Annotated in this window: 9 protein-coding genes; 3 read left to right on the plus strand and 6 right to left on the minus strand. The window is 49.9% G+C overall.

The window, feature by feature from the left end:
• Positions 1–703 precede the first annotated feature (703 nt).
• The 5 genes from DQX05_RS06675 to DQX05_RS06695 all read right to left on the minus strand — a co-directional run bounded on the left by DQX05_RS06675 (position 704) and on the right by DQX05_RS06695 (position 12,964).
• Positions 704–2,113 carry a BglG family transcription antiterminator gene (locus DQX05_RS06675; protein ID WP_182914646.1) on the minus strand — a complete coding sequence of 470 codons (1,410 nt, stop codon included), beginning with the start codon at positions 2,111–2,113 and terminating at the stop codon, positions 704–706.
• 289 nt (positions 2,114–2,402) lie between these two features.
• Positions 2,403–10,385, minus strand: a complete 7,983-nt coding sequence (locus DQX05_RS06680; RefSeq protein WP_119792018.1) for an S-layer homology domain-containing protein — start codon at positions 10,383–10,385, stop codon at positions 2,403–2,405.
• A 284-nt stretch (positions 10,386–10,669) separates the two neighbouring features.
• A complete protein-coding gene (locus DQX05_RS06685; protein WP_119792019.1) occupies positions 10,670–11,401 on the minus strand; it encodes a LytR/AlgR family response regulator transcription factor in 732 nt (243 codons plus the stop codon).
• An 842-nt stretch (positions 11,402–12,243) separates the two neighbouring features.
• Positions 12,244–12,384: a helix-turn-helix domain-containing protein gene (locus tag DQX05_RS06690; protein WP_119792021.1), complete on the minus strand. Its 141-nt coding sequence runs from the start codon at positions 12,382–12,384 to the stop codon at positions 12,244–12,246.
• A 43-nt stretch (positions 12,385–12,427) separates the two neighbouring features.
• Complete coding sequence (locus tag DQX05_RS06695; RefSeq protein WP_119792023.1) at positions 12,428–12,964, minus strand: NADPH-dependent FMN reductase; 537 nt, start codon at positions 12,962–12,964, stop codon at positions 12,428–12,430.
• 345 nt (positions 12,965–13,309) lie between these two features.
• On the opposite strand from DQX05_RS06695, the gene trhO reads away from it, so the two are divergent.
• The 3 genes from trhO to DQX05_RS06710 are packed head-to-tail and all read left to right on the plus strand — an operon-like array spanning position 13,310 to position 15,160.
• Positions 13,310–14,236 (plus strand): oxygen-dependent tRNA uridine(34) hydroxylase TrhO, encoded by a 927-nt coding sequence (gene trhO, locus DQX05_RS06700; protein WP_119792025.1) that lies wholly within the window; start codon positions 13,310–13,312, stop codon positions 14,234–14,236.
• Positions 14,226–14,891, plus strand: coding sequence for a helix-turn-helix transcriptional regulator (locus DQX05_RS06705; protein ID WP_119792027.1), 666 nt, complete (start codon positions 14,226–14,228; stop codon positions 14,889–14,891). The genes trhO and DQX05_RS06705 overlap by 11 nt, the downstream gene beginning before the upstream one ends.
• Positions 14,888–15,160, plus strand: coding sequence for a YuzB family protein (locus tag DQX05_RS06710; protein WP_119792029.1), 273 nt, complete (start codon positions 14,888–14,890; stop codon positions 15,158–15,160). Before DQX05_RS06705 ends, DQX05_RS06710 begins: the two co-directional genes overlap by 4 nt.
• 61 nt (positions 15,161–15,221) lie before the next feature.
• Here DQX05_RS06710 and DQX05_RS06715 read toward each other — a convergent pair whose 3' ends face one another.
• Positions 15,222–17,303, minus strand: coding sequence for a serine hydrolase domain-containing protein (locus tag DQX05_RS06715; protein WP_119792031.1), 2,082 nt, complete (start codon positions 17,301–17,303; stop codon positions 15,222–15,224).
• Positions 17,304–17,359: the final 56 nt, after the last annotated feature.

Raw genomic sequence — 17,359 nt, forward strand, 5'->3', positions numbered from 1 at the left:
CCTCCCTTTCCTCCATACTGGTCCAAGCTTGATGAACGCACGCGGGAACGCAAAAAAAACGCAGCTCTCCCTGACAGGGACGAGTGCGTTCTGCTCGTGGTTCCACCCTACTTCGACCTTGCATGGCCGCCTGGCAGGTTCGCTTCACTAGCCATGCAGATGCAAGATCCTTCATTGGACATCCGGTAACGAGGATGAGACGGTGCCGCTTACTGCCGCAGAAGATCATTCGTTCGATGGGTTCAACGCCACGGCTGTAAAGGGGTAATTCCGCAACCGTAGCCGAAGAAGCTTGCAGCTTGCGCTTCTCTCTCTGGGCAGCCCGTGCAGGGAATCATGTCTTTGGTCATCGCCTGATGAATATGAATTTTATATTACACGCGCATTTCAAAAAAAGTCAAGTCTCTTGCTCACGTTGATTTTTCTGCAAAATATCGTTCCCGACCTTCTCTATCACAGACAGCTTCCCCAAATGCGGTGAACGCCTACCGCCGTACGGATCGGATAACAGCAGGACGGATTTTTTACTGCGGGCGAAACAAAACTGTACCAGTGCAGTTCCATAGAGTCGAAGCTTATGGGAGGAAGGGGTTCAATTCCGCGTCAAAGTTGGTTATAAAAAGCAGATGAAAAGGGGGGTGAGGGAGGTAGCGGAGGATAAAAGAAAAAACGGGATAGGTTACCCGTATTTACAATCCGCAGATTACATTTTTAATGTCTCTTTTATGATATTGAAGTCATAGCTGGATGGGATTGGCCCGATATGGATGACAGGAATCCCATTGGTTAATAGAGTATAATTTTGCTGATTGGTTGTCACTATGACATCTATATTTTTATTTAAGGCAAGATACTCCATCTCATGGACGTAATTTGCAGTCATAATTTTGACGAGTCCGCAAATATTTTCAAGCAACTTCAGCTTAACATATCTCATCACGCCGATTTCATTTACATACAATAATATCGTTTTTTCTTTTTGCTGCATTCTATATCCTTGCTTGCTGGCAACAAAGAACATCGTAATGTCTGCAATATCATCATCCCTAATTGACGCTGAATCATGAAAGTATTGTTGCATGGCCTCATGGATTAAGTTAAAAAGAGTGAATTCACACTTTTTTATCTTTATCGCATGTTGATTGGCATAACTATGAATTCCTGTAATCCATCTTATCCTTGCATGTTTAGCATAGTCATATACTTGTTGCAATAAAATGTGGTCGTCAGAAAATGGAAAACGCGTTTTCTCTTCCATGTATTGAATCACTTTACCTACAGAATCGATATGACATGGCTCTAACACTTCTTCTTCTATTTTGCCTTCACTTCGTGGCACACCGAGTAACAGAGCTGCCCCATAATGTAATTCACGATAGCTTGCCCTAATATGAAGTATTTTTAAATGTCTATCAATAATCGGGATCATCCATCGGACCGGCTCACCTAATTCAAAAAAAACAGAGGGACAATTTGTGATGAACTTTTTTTTACAAAGGCGAGTTTGCCAGATAGAGAAAACAATCGGAAGTTGTATGTAAGAAATGTCACAAAACTTAAATCCTCCAGTTTGTTCAATTGATTTCATAAGCGTGCGTATCGATGTTAACGTTTCTTGTTGTATGGAAGCCGTACAGTTCGAATTCAGATAATAGTCAAAATAAAATTGTCGTAAATGAAACTCATTTCCACTAATTTTTACTGGTTTTGTATCTAATTTTAGATGGTATTTTCTCAACTCTTGCTTTAATATCCTCATCATTTTACTGATTGCACTGACACTATAAAATAACTTTCGGCTGAGTTCTGTCAATGTACACCCTGACTCATTATGGATGAGATATCTTATTAGATTTTGAAGTATATCGGTATCACTTACGACATGTGTCAATGGTAAAATAGGCTGGTTAGAGGGACGATTTAGGCGAATCCCCTTGCCCCTTTGGCTTTCCAGGAACCAAGTATCCGGCAAAAAAGACTTAAGAGTTTTAAGCTCTTTTCTAATCGTGCTAACAGAACAGCTCAGCACCGCAGCTAATTGTTGGGTTGTTATCCAATCATTATGTTCAACTAAATATTGGTATAAAAGAACAAGTCGATTAGAAGATTTCACGCTTGCAATCACCTCTGATGTGTTCCCTACAAAGAAATTTATCATTTTTATTTTGGAAAATTAAAATATACATTATCATGGATAAAGTGAGTATAAGTATATATTAGTTCACAACGAATGATGAAAACTTCATGCCAATTTCCCCCTGTTCTTAAGGGAAAATATGGAAGATGAACAGAGAGAGCACACCATGTTAATGTGTTCATTAATTCATATTCATTACAGAAGCTCCTTCCGGGATAATCCTCGAAAGGAGCTTCATGTTATGCAGACAAGGCTGCTTTACGCTTTACGGATGGATTCGATCTGGATGAACGGCCTGCCATACTTCATAGCCATCTTCGTTGCGGCTATAGTCATGATAATTCGTCGCTTCCAATACATGTGTATAGTACCATTTGCCCGGCTTATTGTCCGGCCACGGCTTCGCATGATCATGAATATCGTTCGCCTTCACTTTCCGATTCAGCATACTGTTGATGAAAGCCATTGCTTCTGCACGCGTAATATACTGGTTCGGCTTGAAGGTGCCGTCCGGATAGCCTTTGATCCAGCCTTTGTTCGCAGCCGATACGATATACTTCTTCGCCCAATGTCCGAACACATCCGAGAACATGTCATTTGGTTGATCATTGAGCTTGTCGAATCGGGACGCAATCGCCGCGAACTCCGCCCGTGTAATGAAGTTACCCGGCTTGAAGGTGCCGTCCGAGTACCCGGTAATCATTCCGGCATGTTCCAGCGTCGAGATGTGCTTGTTCGACCACCGGCTGCCGGTTACATCCGAGAAGGAGTTCTTGTCTGACATATAGTGCTCCCGGCTCTCATTCTCCATGAGACGATAGAAGATAGCGGCTACCTCTTCTCGGCTAATCCGGTTCTCCGGCCGAATCGTCCCGTCCGGATAGCCGGTAATATAGTTGTAATGATGCTCCATCTCCAGCTTTGGTGTGTCCTCCTCCAACTGTGGCGGTTCCGTTTCCGGTCCTATAGGTCCCTCCGGCGCCGGGTTTGGCGGTATTTCCGGAGACGGGCTTGTGTCCGTATTACCCGAATCGGTATTGCCCGAATTCGATGAGTTTTTCGTGTAATAGAACGTGTATTCCTGTCCTTCCTGTTCGCTGAACGTATACATATGGCTGGATTTCACAGGCGTGTAGTCCGGTACATAGACCGGCGTCAAAGTAACCGCGTCTCCCGGCTTGCCGCTCATTGTCATTGGCGCAACCAGCTCTCTACCTGTCCCCTGATCCACATACTTCACCATGACCTGGCGCACAGTCTGCGATACGTCCTTGACATAGAAAATAGGAAGTGCTTGGTCCTGTCGCTCATCGAAAGTATAAGAGTAATCTGGCATCTCGGGCTTATAGATGACGCCCGACACCGTTATCGGGGTCGCCAAATACCGGATTTCCTCGCCGGATCGTCCTTTGACCAGCTCGGAATCATTCAGCACCTGGTTCGTGCCTGCTTCCAGATGGTGAATCGTCAGAAGCTGGACATCAGCGTCTTCGCCCTCGATGTACTCGAACGTATACTCCTGAACAGGATCCGTGGTAATCGTGTACAGCTCATTGTATGTTAGCGGCGTGTAGACCACACCTGTTACCGTGATCTGATCCGCTCTTAACCACAACACTTCCCCTTCCTTGCCGCTATAGATGGAAGAGTCTCTCAACATTTCCTTCGATTCTTGATCCACGTAATGGACGGTTACTCTGTATGTCTCGATATTGATCTTCTTGTAGCTGAAGGTTACGGTGGCGTCAGCTGCCACATCGCTCAATTCCTTGGTGCTCTCGTCGTATAATACATACCCCGAGACGTGCGGAGCATGCGCCTTGAAGCTGCCGCCCCTTGCCGTCTGGAACGTCTCCTCGCCGATGGACGCGCCTTGTTCATCGACCGCCTTAACCGTGATCGTGACAACATCCGTCGCATACGTAAATACGATCTCACTATCGGTTCCGATCAGTGCCTGCTGGTTGGCGCCGGAGGTCAGCTTCCAGCCCAGTATGCTCGGCGCCGTCGCTTTGACGGTCTCGCCAACGGCTCCGCTCATCACGTAGCTTTGCAGCAATACGCCGTCTTCCGACACCGCTTTGACGGCGACTTCATCATTCGCAACCGTTCTGTACTTGAAGATAACTTCGCTGCCGTCGGCGATTGCGGTTTGCGTCTGGCTGCCTACCAGGACATAATCCGCCACATTCGGCGCGCCTACCGTCACCGCCTCGCCCTTGCGCTGGCTGGCTACGATAACGGTGTCCAGCACGTCATTCGTCAAATAGTCCACTGCTTGAACCGGGATATCCACCAGATCCTTCGTATATTGGTATTCCACCGTCAACGCAGTTCCATTGTAAGTAACCGATTCAGCCGTACTTATTGCGGTGTAATGATCCGCCGCAAGATCTGGAACCGGGATTTCCCGCGTCTCGTTGACCGCGAACGTTTCGCTCGCCGTTTTGATGATGCGGCCGCCTTCTTTCAGCACAACGGTTACATTGCCGCTCGCCTGGCTGTACGCAAAGGTCAGGCTGTTGTTGGCGCTGCTTACGCTGGATATCGTTTGCGTGATGGCTCCTTCCAGATTATAGCCCGAGACGTAGGGCGCATTGTAGCTGAAGCTGTCTCCCGTCGTCGCCGCCACGTTGAAGCTTGGCGCCACCTCATTGCCGCTGCCGTCAACCATACGGATCGCAACGACCGTCGCCAACGTTTCATAATCGAAGGTAACCGTCTCATCTTTGTCTCCCACCGTGACGCTTGCCGGCGAAGAGTTTATTAAGTTGTAACCTTTAACCTCGAATGCGTCCACTTCAAAAGCTCCGCTGTTCTTCGGTCGGGTAATATCATACTTGTATAACTCCTCGGTTCCGCTCTTCCCGATCACCGTGATCGTTACCGTGTAGTCAGGGACCACATCCTCGATGCTCTTGTAACGGAAAGTAACATGGGTGTCGGCTGCGACATCGATCAATTCTTTGGCGCTCTCGTCGTCTAATACATACCCCGAGACGTGCGGAGCATACGCCTTGAAGCTGCCGCCCCTTGCCGTCTGGAACGATTCCTCGCCGATGGACAATCCTTGTTCATTGATCGCCTTAACTGTGACCGTGACGACATCCGCCGCATACGTAAATACTATCTCCTTGTCGGTTCCGATTAGCGCCTGCTGGTTGGCGCCGGAGGTCAGCCTCCAGCCCAGTATGCTCGGCGCCGTCGCGTAGACCGTTTCGCCAATTGTTCCACTCATCATATAGCTCTGCAGCAAGACGCCGTCTTCCGACACCACTTTGACGGCGACCTCATCGTTCGCCACCGTTTTGTAGTGGAAGATGACCTCGCTGCCGTCGGCGATTGCGGTGTGCGTCTGACTGCCTACGAGCACATAATCCGCCACATTCGGCGCGCCTATCGTCAACGCCTCGCCCTTGCGCTGGTTGGCTAGGGTAACCGTGTCCAGCACGTCGCTCGTCACATAGTCAACTGCTTTAACCGGGATATCCACCAGATCCTTCGTATACTGGTATTCCACCGTCAACGCGGTTCCACGGTAAGTAACGGTGTCAGCCGTGCTCAGTGCGGTGTAATGATCCGCCGCAAGATCCGGAACCGGGATTTCCCGCGTCTCGTTGACCGCGAACGTTTCGCTGAGCGTTTTAATGATGCGGCTGCCTTCTTTCAGCACAACCGTTACATTGCCGCTCGCCTGGCTGTACTCAAAGGTCAGGCGGCTGTCGGCGCTGCTTACGCTGGATATCGTCTGCGTGATGGCCCCTTCCAGATTGTAGCCCGAGACGTATGGCGCACTGTAGCTGAAGCTGTCTCCCATCGTCGCCGCCACGTTGAAGCTTGGCGCCACCTCGTTGCCGCTGCCGTCAACCATGCGGATCGCAACGACCGTCGCCAACGTGTCATAATCGAAGGTAACCGTCTCATCTTTATCCCCCACCGTGACGCTTACCGGCGAAGAGTTAATTAATTTGTAACCTCTGACCTGGAATGCGTCCACTTCAAAAGCTCCGCTGTTCTTCGGTCGGGTAATATCGTATTGGTATAACTCCTCCGTTGCGCTCTCCCCGATCACCGTGATCGTTACCGTGTAATCAGGGACCACATCCTCGATGCTCTTGTAACGGAAGGTAACGCTGGTATCGCTAACAACATAGGTCAATTCCTTGGTTTTTTCGTCGTCTAACACATACCCCGGGACGTGCGGAGCATGCGCCTCGAAGCTGCCGCCCCTTGCCGTCTGGAACGTTGCCTCGCCGATGGGCGCGCCTTGTTCATCGATCGCCTTGACCGTGATCGTGACGACATCCGCCTCATACGTAAATGCAATTTCCTTGTCGGTTCCCACCAGTGCCTGTTGGATCGCGCCTGTGGTCAGCCTCCAGCCCAGTATGCCGGGCGCCATCGCGGAGACCGTTTCGCCGACCGTTCCGCTCATCACATAGCTTTGCAGCGATACGCCGTCTTGCGACACCGCTTTGACGGCAACTTCATCATTCGCAAGCGTTCTGTACTTGAAGATGACTTCGCTGCCGTCAGCTATGGCGGTCTTCGTGTGGCTGCCTACCAGTACATGATCCGCCACATCCGGCGCACCTACCGTCAACGACTCGCCCTTGCGCTGGTTGGCTAGGGTAACGGTATCCAGCACGTCGTTCGTCAAATAGTCCACCGCTTGAACTGGGATATCCACCAGATCCTTCGTATACTGGTACTCCACCGTCAACGCGGTTCCACGGTAAGTAACCGTTTCAGCCGTGCTCAGTGCGGTGTAATAATCTGCCGCAAGATCCGGAACCGGGATTTCCCGCGTCTCGTTGACCCCGAACGTTTCGCTGACCGTTTTGATGATGCGGCCGCCTTCTTTCAGCACAACCGTTACGTTACCGCTCGCCTGGCTGTACACAAAAGTCAGGCTGTTGTTGACGCTGCTTACGCTCGGTATCGTTTGCGTCAAGGCCCCTTCCAGATTGTAGCCCGATACGGATGGCGCCGTGTAGCTGAAGCTTTCGCCCGTCGTCGCCGCCACGTTGAAGCTTGGCGTCACCTCGTTGCCGCTGCCGTCAACCATGTTGATTGTTACCGTCGCCGCGGTCGAGGTGTAGGTAAAGATCATCTCGGTAACGCTGCCGTCCGGCGTAAACACATGGTTCTGGCCGGCGTCCAGAACATAGCCCGGAATCGAAAAGACGTCCGCTTCATCCCTTAGCGTGATTGGTTCTGTTCCCTTCAATATGCGCTTGGTGTAGCTGTATAATGTGAGACCATTGCTGACACCCTTGATGGTTACGTCCACATAGGCAGCGTCTATCGCATCCTCTAAAGGCGTATAATAAAAGGTTGCCGTTTTATTCTCGTCTACAATCGGATAGGTAATTGGATTGGTATTCACCGCACCGGGTGTAAGTATATAGTCTGGCACATTAGGCGCATATACCGTCAACGGGTCGCCCTTAGGCACTTCATAGCTTATCGCGCCCAGCGTTGTGATTTCCGCGCCTGATAAGTAATCCATGAATTGGACCTCTACGGTCCACACGTCTTTATCGTATTGAAAGTAAATGGTTTGGGCGTCTGCACTTACTGTGGCGGTAACCGATTCTGCCTCTCCGCCCGCAAGCAGCCAGCCATGTATGGTCGGCGCCGGTATAGGAATAGACGAACCAACCGTTCCGGATAAATCATAGCTTTGAATCACCTGATCTATACCCGGCTCATAGGTTCCGCTGCCATTCGTATCATACCAAGCCACCACATGGACCGTACCTTTCGTTGCAGCCTTATAGTAGAACTTGATTTCAACGGGCGTTGAACCGTTGGCCACATAAATATCCTGTGACGTCTCGCCTATAATGGAGTAATCCACGCCGTCATGAGTCAAGCTTGGCGGAGCCTGAATCTGGTGCGTATCGCCTACAGTCAGATCCTCGCTGTGTATGTCTGTAATCTTCGCTCCTGTAGCCTCGTCATAAGCGGCTACTCTCACCGTACGCTTTATTCTTTCGTAGACGTAAGTCACGTTGATATCGTTAACACCATCATAGGTCACCGTTTCGGGCTCCACCGACTTATAGGTATAATGCTTTAAGACCTCCAGCCCTTCCACGGATTTCGGATCGTTAGGATAGGTCATGTCCTGGGGAACGCCTTTCATCAGAGAACGGTAAACGGTGCCTAAAGGAATGTTATCGACATCGACGATATTGATAATCAGTCCTTTTTCGGTAGTCTGCTTGGTATAGTAGAATATAATCTCGTTTTCCCCATTCGCGGCTACGCTGGCAATACTGTTGCCGTCAGGCGTTGTACTGTTATTGGCCGCTCCTTCATAATCGAATCCCCTGATTACGGGCGGATCATGCGAGAATGGTTTTCCTATTTCTGCGGCTACTCTATACTCGGAAAAGCTTTCTATAGGCGTAGCTGTGCCTTCATACATCGCTTTTATCGTTACGGTCGTCATGTTATCCGTATACCAAAAAACAAACGGCTGCTCCTGTTCCGCGGTCGCGGGATTTATTTCGATAAAGCCGCTCTCCGGCTCGGTTAATTTATAACCTGGCACAGTCAGAGCGGGAAACCGAAACGGTTCATCGTTCGCTCTCATTTGCAGCGGAATGGTGTATAACGGTTCCTGCGGTTCTGTTTTCCCCTGTACTTTGCCTATAATATTGACCGTAAAAGAAGGCATTAAATCGCCGATATTGATGTGGCTGACAGGACCTGCATTCCCCGCCCAGTCCACCGCACGGACATGAATATAACCTGTATCCGAATTATTAAGGGTAAATAATAGACCGTCTATATCGTCATTGTGCAAATACTGGGCTGGAACAACCGGGTTATTATTCTCATCCATTTCAGCGTAAGTTAACGGATCGTCATCTGCATTTTCGGATTTGTGAATTAAATAGCCTTTCGTCCCGCTTGTTACCTTTTCTTCGAAAATATTTGATTTTTTGCGTTCGGAAATGTTCGGGTTCTGATCAATTGCTTCCACATAACCCTGATAGGTTGTCCCGTTATCCTTCGCCGTGATGAGTGTCTTGTATTGGGCCGTTCCGTTAGCTGAATGGTAGCTGGCCACTGGCGCATCCGGCGGCGCTTCATCGGTAGCGGCGTTGTCATTTAATTTGGTGTCATGTGTCAATTGAGCCAGGAAGAACACCGTATTTGCGATAATATTTCTTTCGGCAACCGGAATGTTGGCATTGGTTGTGTGCCCGGTCTGGATAAAAGCGGTATTATGATACGTCGTTAAGTAATAGTTGCTGTGATATAGGGCATAACCTGTGCCATCATCATAGCCAACCGTATCATCGCCTTGATACAACGTGCCGTTCGCATTGGCAAACTGCAACCAGATGGTTCCTTTGGCGCTGGATCCATTTACGTGGGTGTTATTTACCGGCAAAATATCTCCAGGTTTAATGGTGTTCGGGTATTTAAGCAAAAAACCATCCCTTACCACCAGTGCACGAGTTGTTTGATGAGCAAGTCGTGCAACATTACTATTCGCAATAATGCCTGCATAATGTCTCAGCTTCGTGTATTGCCAGCCTTCCCCTCTGTTAGCGGTAGAACTTGTAATGTTCTCTAAGCCTGTCCCTACATTAGAGTTCGTTCTGTCAATTATCGTATCATGCCCGAATAACACGCCCCTGCCTGTCTTAATAAAATCTTCAATCGCAGTAACAGCGGCATCACTGGTACTGACGCTGCCGTTAAGGTCAGCCACGCCAATGATTACAACATCAAAAACATATTTCCCTTCACTGTTTTTTAAATAAGCGTCAGGATCGGCGTTAAAGTTAGCTTGGCTGACATCCGTGATCCGTAAAAGGTTGTCAATATCTCCGACACCGGAAGTGCCTTGCAGCCAGTATTGTATATACGATTGGTTGCGAGCGGTGTAGAAGCCGCTGCTGCCGGGGTATACGACGAGAACATTAACGGGCTTATTATATTTCGTGGATCTTGTTTCAAATTGCTCTTGCATATCCTCCGGCAACAAAGGTTCGTATTTTCTCTGATAATACAGATAACCGTAATCATTGCCATCGTCGGGCGGCTCCCAGTTCACATCCATGCGGTTCGCCTTCGGGACATTTTCTCCCCACGCCTGAAAATCTCCGTCTTCATCCGCAGAGGCAGAAGCGTTCAGGGCATAAAACGGCACTGCCTGCAGAAGAAGGAGCAAGGAAAGAAATAATGCTAATGCTTGTCTCCACAATTTCATTCGATACTTCATTTTTGGTCTATCCCTCTCCTCTCCATAGCATTTTGATCTTTTTTGTAATATAATGATAGATCTTAACTATCATTAGCAGTTTTCCCTAGTTATTTCACTTCCTTCCTATGTAGTGGCAATCTGGGTGCTTTGACCCAGCCCCGGCCATGCCCTGCAAAGCATTATAAAGGAAAGCGTTTGTTATGTGTTTATTTGGCTCTTATCATGTCGAAATGGACCGTCAAGATGTATGATCTGGCACTTAACGTGCATTTGTTCATCCCCTGTGGATGCCTGATCCGGTCTTACAATTCAAGTGCCCGGCGGAAAGCCTTGACGTAATTGCGGCTTACGGATAGAAATTCGTCCGCCCCGGACAGTTCAAGTTGATAAGCGCCATTGAACCAGGGAATAAGCCGCTTTGCAAAATGAAAATTCACAATATGGCTCTTATGAATACGTATAAAGGAATGATGCCGCATTCGACTCTCCAGTTCCTTTAAAGGTGTCTTCATTTGATATTCCCGCGTTATCGTGACAATTCGGGTTACGCCATTCTTATGCGTGATAAAAATGATTTCCTTCGGATTGATATAAATGATCTCCTGTTCCACCTCAACCGCAAGCTTGCTTCCTATTCTTGGCGGGGCCGGCACGCTTGGCGGGCAAGTCCATTTCTCCAGGCGCCTGACGGTGTCCGCCAGATGTTCTTTATCGAGCGGCTTCAATAAATAATCAAAGGCTTCCAGACGAAAAGCTTCTGCTCCGAACTGTCTGTTTGCGGTCACGAAGACAAGTCGCGGAACATCCTTCATGTTGGCAATCGCCTTCGCTGCCTCAATCCCACTCATAATTGGCATCGCAACGTCCAGAAAGATTACATCCGGCTGCAATTGCATTGCCCGCAAGACGGCTTGTTCCCCACTGTCTGCCACGCCTACAATTTCTATAGTTGAATGCTGCTTCAATAAATAGATTAACTCGTCGCGGCTATGTCGTTCATCATCAACTACCAACGTGCGAATCGGGGGCATCATAAGCCTCACTCCTTCTTGCTTTACTACGTAACTTGTCCAGAGAAATCGGAAGGACACCTTGTGTCCCCTTCTCCTGATTTCTTTCTATTCGTCAATTCCACCTCCTTGCCAAGCCTCATTTATCAATCGCCGATTCATTAGCGGTGAAGACATGCTCAATCCCGAGTCCGAATGCCTATATGTTTGATCTTCCTAGCTATACTAATTTTTACCTTTATGGGCGGTTCCAAAAGATTAGTAAAGCTCTTGGCCTATCCTGCCTAGAAGATAACGGTAGAGTCGGGTAAACGACAAGCAAATGGCCACCTGTCGGTACCGCATCGCTAGAGCTTACCGAGGCTGCCACACATCATTATTTTTGTTAATTCAGGATTATGTAATAGAAACAAAAAGGACGGTTTGTTATTGTTAACAATTAGTTAGTTTCAATTTGTGAAGGGTTGGGGGGGACTTGTGGTATAAATTCATCCCGGAGGATTACATGGAGTGGTTGTCGGTTCATACGGTGACGATTACAATAAATATCATTTTTCTAAACGAGGTTAATTCTTTATGCCATTATTTTTGCCTCCTCTTGGTTAAATGCTTTTTGCCTTATTAAATCTCAGAATCTTCTTTTTTATCCCACTTATCTTCTTCAATTGAAACGTAGCCGTATTATAATGTTTCTCGGGCGGATATAAATCTTCATTTTTGTCTTTGCAGAAGGTATTAAAGGGTAGAAATATGACATGCTCTACTAAGGGGGAAGAAAAAAAGCCAAGACCTAATCGTCTTGACGTCTACTCCGATAACGGCACCCGATATTTCTGCCGCTACCGGTACGGTAACATTTGCGGCAATCACCGATGCAGCAGTTCGGAAGGATTCATGCCGTATTTGTAGCGGAACACTTCGGCAAAGTGGCTGAGATTGGCATACCCGACCCGGGCCGCCGCATCGGTCACGTTCACATCATCATCACGGAGCAGATTTGTAATTATAAAGGAACGGCATTACGCAAGCAATGCTTGAATACAGCGAAGCTCAGCCTTTCAGCTTCTGGTTCATGAATACGACTTCACGGGCTAGTCTGTCCAGGCGGCCGCGAATATCCGGATCGGCTATCTGCCGCTCCGCGTTGAAATGATCGTCATGCAAATAGACGTAGCTTGGCGCGACGAACGCCCGCAAATAACCGGCGATCGGCTTCAGCTGATTCTCAACGACGAGGTAATGCTGGTACGTGCCGCCCGTTGCGACAAATCCCATCACTTTATTGTAAAAGGCCGCGGTCGGAACCAAGTCGAACAGATTTTTCAGCACGCCCGTGATCGAGGATTGGAAAATCGGCGTCCCGATAATATAACAATCTGCGGAAGACACGATATCGATGACGGTCCTCGTATCCCCCGTATACGCCGATGGCTCTCTCCCGTCGCAGAACTGGACCTGATAATCCTTCATATCGAGATATTCGTTCTCGATCTCGGGATAGAATTGCTTCGCCGAATCCAGCACGCTTTGCACCGCGATTCCCGTCTTGGAACCAACGATCGTTCCTGATATACCGAGTAATTTCATTCCCGACACTCCCTCTCTTCTGCCGACCGTGACGTGGTTCGACATCCATATCATGGTTTTGATACTTTTGCAACATTAATGTATAATAATTATGGAACACACCCATTGGCTTTGTCAATTCGAAAGCGCCCAGACGTCCCTGTGACATTCGGGTTCACTTATCGATACATTATAAACTTCTATGTTGACTATGTATGTCTCGTTCGTTAGAATAAATCTATTGTGATTGACAAGCATTGGTAAGCTTCATTATGCCATGGAATGCGGCGGAAGGTAGAGGCCCCCCCTCTCTCTTCCGCTCTTCTTGTTGACAGACTCCGATAACGAAAGGATTGAGTACGCACGATGAAAGACTATCGAGTGCTTCTTTTTTATAAATATGTGGCGATCCCCGACGCAGAAGCCTTTGCGGCCGAACATCTGCGATATTGCCAGGAGCTCGGCATCAAGGGACGCATTCTGATTGCTAACGAAGGAATCAACGGCACGCTGTCCGGAACAGTGGAACAGACCGAACGGTATATGACGGATATGCACGGCCATCCCCTGTTCGAGGATCTCTTGTTCAAGGTGGACGACAGCAACGGGCATGCCTTCAAAAAGCTGTTCGTCCGTCACAAAAAGGAACTGGTTACGCTTCGCTACGATCAGAAGCTTGACCCGAACACCGACGGCGGCGGTCGGCTCAGTCCGGTCGAGTTCCAGCAATATTTGCAGCGTGACGATGTCATCGTGCTGGACGGGCGGAGCGGCTATGAGTATGATCTGGGTCATTTCCGGAACGCGATTCGTCCGGACGTAGACAGCTTCCGGGAATTCCCTGACTGGCTTCGGGACAATATGGAACAGCATAAAGACAAGACCATCATTACGTACTGCACGGGGGGAATCCGGTGCGAGATGCTGACCGCCGTCATGCGCAAGGAAGGCTTCGAGGATGTATATCAATTGGACGGCGGCATCGTAACATATGGCAAAGACCCGGTTACGCAAGGCCGGCTGTTCGACGGCAACTGCTATGTGTTCGACGAACGAATCTCGGTTCCGATCAACCATACGGACGAGAACGTCGTCGTGGGCACCTGCTATCACTGCGGCCAGCCGAGCGAGAATTATATCAACTGTGCGGATGATACCTGCCATCGCCAGCATCTGTGCTGCGATGCGTGCCAAGCCGAGTACGAAGGGTATTGCTCGGAGGAATGCCGGCAGCATGACTGGCCTCCGCGGCAGCAGCCCGTTAACAAGGCGGTGATAGCCCATGATGGATAACGCGCCGCTATCGACGCGCGAGAAAATTATGCAAATGCTCAAGACAGATGGCGAGCTAAGCGCCAAAGCGATGAGCGAGCGGCTGGGAATCACCTTGATGGCTGTGCGGCGGCACCTGAATACGCTGGACCGCGATCATTTGATCGAATCCGGCACCGTCCGCCAGCCGATGGGACGTCCGATGGCCGTCTATCGTTTAACTGCAGGCGCCGATGATCATTTTCCGAAGAAGTATCATGCCGTAGCCCTGGAGCTCCTGGCCGAGCTCGCACAAGATTCCGGCGAAGCCAAAGTGAACCGCCTGTTCGATCTCCGGCAGCGCTCCCTGTACAATCAATACGAGTCCCGCCTGCGCGGGAAGAAGCTGGCCGACAAGGTCGCGCTTCTGGCCGGTATTCAGGATGAGAGCGGCTATATGGCCGAATGGGATAAAATAAGCGAAAACGAGTTCGTCTTGACCGAATACAATTGCCCGATTGCCCGGATTGCGAATCAATATAACCACGCCTGCGCTTGCGAGCTGCGGCTGTTCACAGACTTGCTCGGCGCGGAAGTGGAACGGACATCCTGCCTCGCCAGCGGAGACAGGAAGTGCGTCTATAAGATCAAGGGGGCCGATGGCGGAATCCGGTCAGCCAGGGGGGAAACATCATGAACAATATGGGCTTTGTCATCGTGGAGGTCTGCGCCAATAACGGCATCAATTCCGACGCTCTCGAAGCGTTCGAGGCGGAAAATCCCGACATTGCCGTCCTGCGCATGGAATGTCTGTCACTGTGCGGCCTGTGCGCCCGGCAGCCTTATGCGCTCGTCAATGGCAAGCGCGTTACGGCCCGTTCCGTGAACGAATGCCTTGACCGTGTGAAGGAGACAATCACCGCAGAGCTGGATGAATATGCGGAGGAAGATCTGTACGATGAATAAAGGAAACGCAAAAAAACCAGTAAAACACATCTTCTTGTGTCTTACTGGTTTTTTGAGTGGGCTATTTCAAGGCGATGCCGAATTCCGAGCCCGGCGCGCCGGCAAATACGATCGTGCCGTTCTCCGGCAGCGACACTTCGTTATTGCCGCTGACGACCGTGTAATTCACGCAGAGGCCCTGCTCGTCATAGACGGCGAACGCACCCTTCGCCGGCAGCGCGACGGTCATCGTCTTGCCTGCGGCCGATTTCGGAACCGTGAGCCATTTGGCATGCCCGTTCGCTTGCAGCGTGAGCTTGGATTCTTTGCCCGCGTAGAGCGGCTTTACTGTCCCCCCGCTCACATATAAGCCGCCGGCCGACTCCATATAGTCGGCGCCATCCTGCGTGAAGAAGCGGATTTCAGCCATATCCCGGCCTGCCATTCCCGGGATCTGAAGCTGGCTCGTCGCCGTATTCGGACCTGTAATTTTTTTGTCCCCCAGATAGCCCGGCAGCTCGTCAGTGCGGGTGATCTGTACCGACGATTGCATAATGAGATACATGAGAGACGTATACTTCTCGTTCACAGGATAGAAAGTCATGCCTTCCCGCTTCGCCCATGCGTCTGCGGTCTCCTTCGGAAGCTTGTTGTCTTCCAGCTTCTCGGCCGCATAGTGGGACATGGCGAGCTGCCCCAGTCCCGGCACCGTGATATATTCTCTCATCCACAGGTATGTGCGTCCATTTTTCTCGGTTACGAAGCTGACCTTGGAGGTTCCGTTCTCATTGACGAAGCTCCCATCCGCAGTATACACATACTTTTCTTGCGAATTATCCATCATGAATGTCAGCGGCAAAGACAGTTCTCCGTCCTTCTTGATCTCAATCTGGATATTCTGGCCTAAGGTGCCGTAATAACCTGCATGCTTTGCTACCTCTGCAGGCATCTCCGCCTTGACTGGCTTGCCGAAGGATTTCTCCGGCTTGATCGTTTTGATTGCGCCCTTCTCTTTCAACGCTTGCAGCAGCAATTCGTTCGCCAGCAACTCATTCGTCGAACTGGAACCGCCGGAGGACAGCACCGCTGCCGCCATCTTCTGCTCCGGAAGCACGACGAGGGAAGCGTGATAGAGGAGCGTGTCCCCGCCTTTGGCCAAGCCCTTCATTCCGTATTCGTTGAACGGGAACAGCTTCACGCTGTCCCAGCCGAGACCGTAGTTGAAGATATTATCCGTATCTTCCGGCCACAGGCCTTTCTTGTATTCCTCGTCCGCCATCGCCTGTACCGCCTTGTCAGAGAGAATGCCGTCCGCCTGGCCCGTAAATAGTTGCGAGAATCGCACCAGATCTTCCGCCGTGGAGTAAATTCCCCCTGTTCCGATAACGTTGACGGTTTCATTCGGAAGCTGTCCCTGGTAGACAGGGAAATAAAGCCCAGCCATTTTGCTTCCTTCCAATTCGTCCTGGGACGTCTTCGTGTGGGTCATCTTCAACGGATCGGTAAAATATTTGTGAATGAATGCCGTATAGTCCATGCCGCTGACTCTCTCTACCAAAATCTCGGCCAGCGTGAATCCGTCATTGCAGTAGACCGAGAACGCTCCCGGGTCCGCCTTCAGGCTCTGCGCGGATAATTGCTTCAGCAGCGTATCATGCGCATAGGTGTCATTATCCTCGAACAGGAAAGAGCTACCGAGACTGGAGCCTTGAAGACCGGAGGAATGGTTCAGCAGCATGCGCGGCGTAATCTGCTTGTACCGTTCGTCCTTCATCGTGAAGTCGGTAATGTAGCGGACCAAGGGCGCATCGAGATCGATCTCCCCGTCATCGGCCAGCTTCATGACGGCAGCGGCCGTAAACACTTTGCTCGTCGATCCGATGCCATACATCGTATCCTTGGTAAGCGGCTTCTTCCCTTCCATATCGTTCATGCCGGTCTGTCCGGACACCGTGATCTTGCCGTTGTCAATCAGCGCATATTGTACGCTGATCGTCCCGTACGATTCGGTGAGCAGCGCCGCCTTCTCGGCCGCGATCTTCTCCAATCCCTGAGTCGCAGCCGCAGCAGCGCTGCTGCCGGACGGGGACGCCATCGCCGCTGACGGCGCGATCATCGACAGGGCAAGCGCTACGGCCAGCACCCAAGAGAGCCTTTTCTTCATTCCAAAATTCCTCCTTTTTGTGAATCTATTACTTAGTACGATCTGGCAGCACGATC

Source organism: Paenibacillus thiaminolyticus (assembly GCF_003591545.1).
GTDB lineage: Bacteria > Bacillota > Bacilli > Paenibacillales > Paenibacillaceae > Paenibacillus_B > Paenibacillus_B thiaminolyticus_A.

Coding starts and splice junctions, on each gene's coding strand:
- DQX05_RS06685 (WP_119792019.1), bottom strand. CDS start 11,401: ATGATGCCCCCGATTCGCACGTTGGTAGTTGATGATGAACGACATAGC.
- DQX05_RS06710 (WP_119792029.1), top strand. CDS start 14,888: ATGAACAATATGGGCTTTGTCATCGTGGAGGTCTGCGCCAATAACGGC.
- DQX05_RS06695 (WP_119792023.1), bottom strand. CDS start 12,964: ATGAAATTACTCGGTATATCAGGAACGATCGTTGGTTCCAAGACGGGA.
- DQX05_RS06715 (WP_119792031.1), bottom strand. CDS start 17,303: ATGAAGAAAAGGCTCTCTTGGGTGCTGGCCGTAGCGCTTGCCCTGTCG.
- DQX05_RS06680 (WP_119792018.1), bottom strand. CDS start 10,385: ATGAAGTATCGAATGAAATTGTGGAGACAAGCATTAGCATTATTTCTT.
- DQX05_RS06705 (WP_119792027.1), top strand. CDS start 14,226: ATGATGGATAACGCGCCGCTATCGACGCGCGAGAAAATTATGCAAATG.
- trhO (WP_119792025.1), top strand. CDS start 13,310: ATGAAAGACTATCGAGTGCTTCTTTTTTATAAATATGTGGCGATCCCC.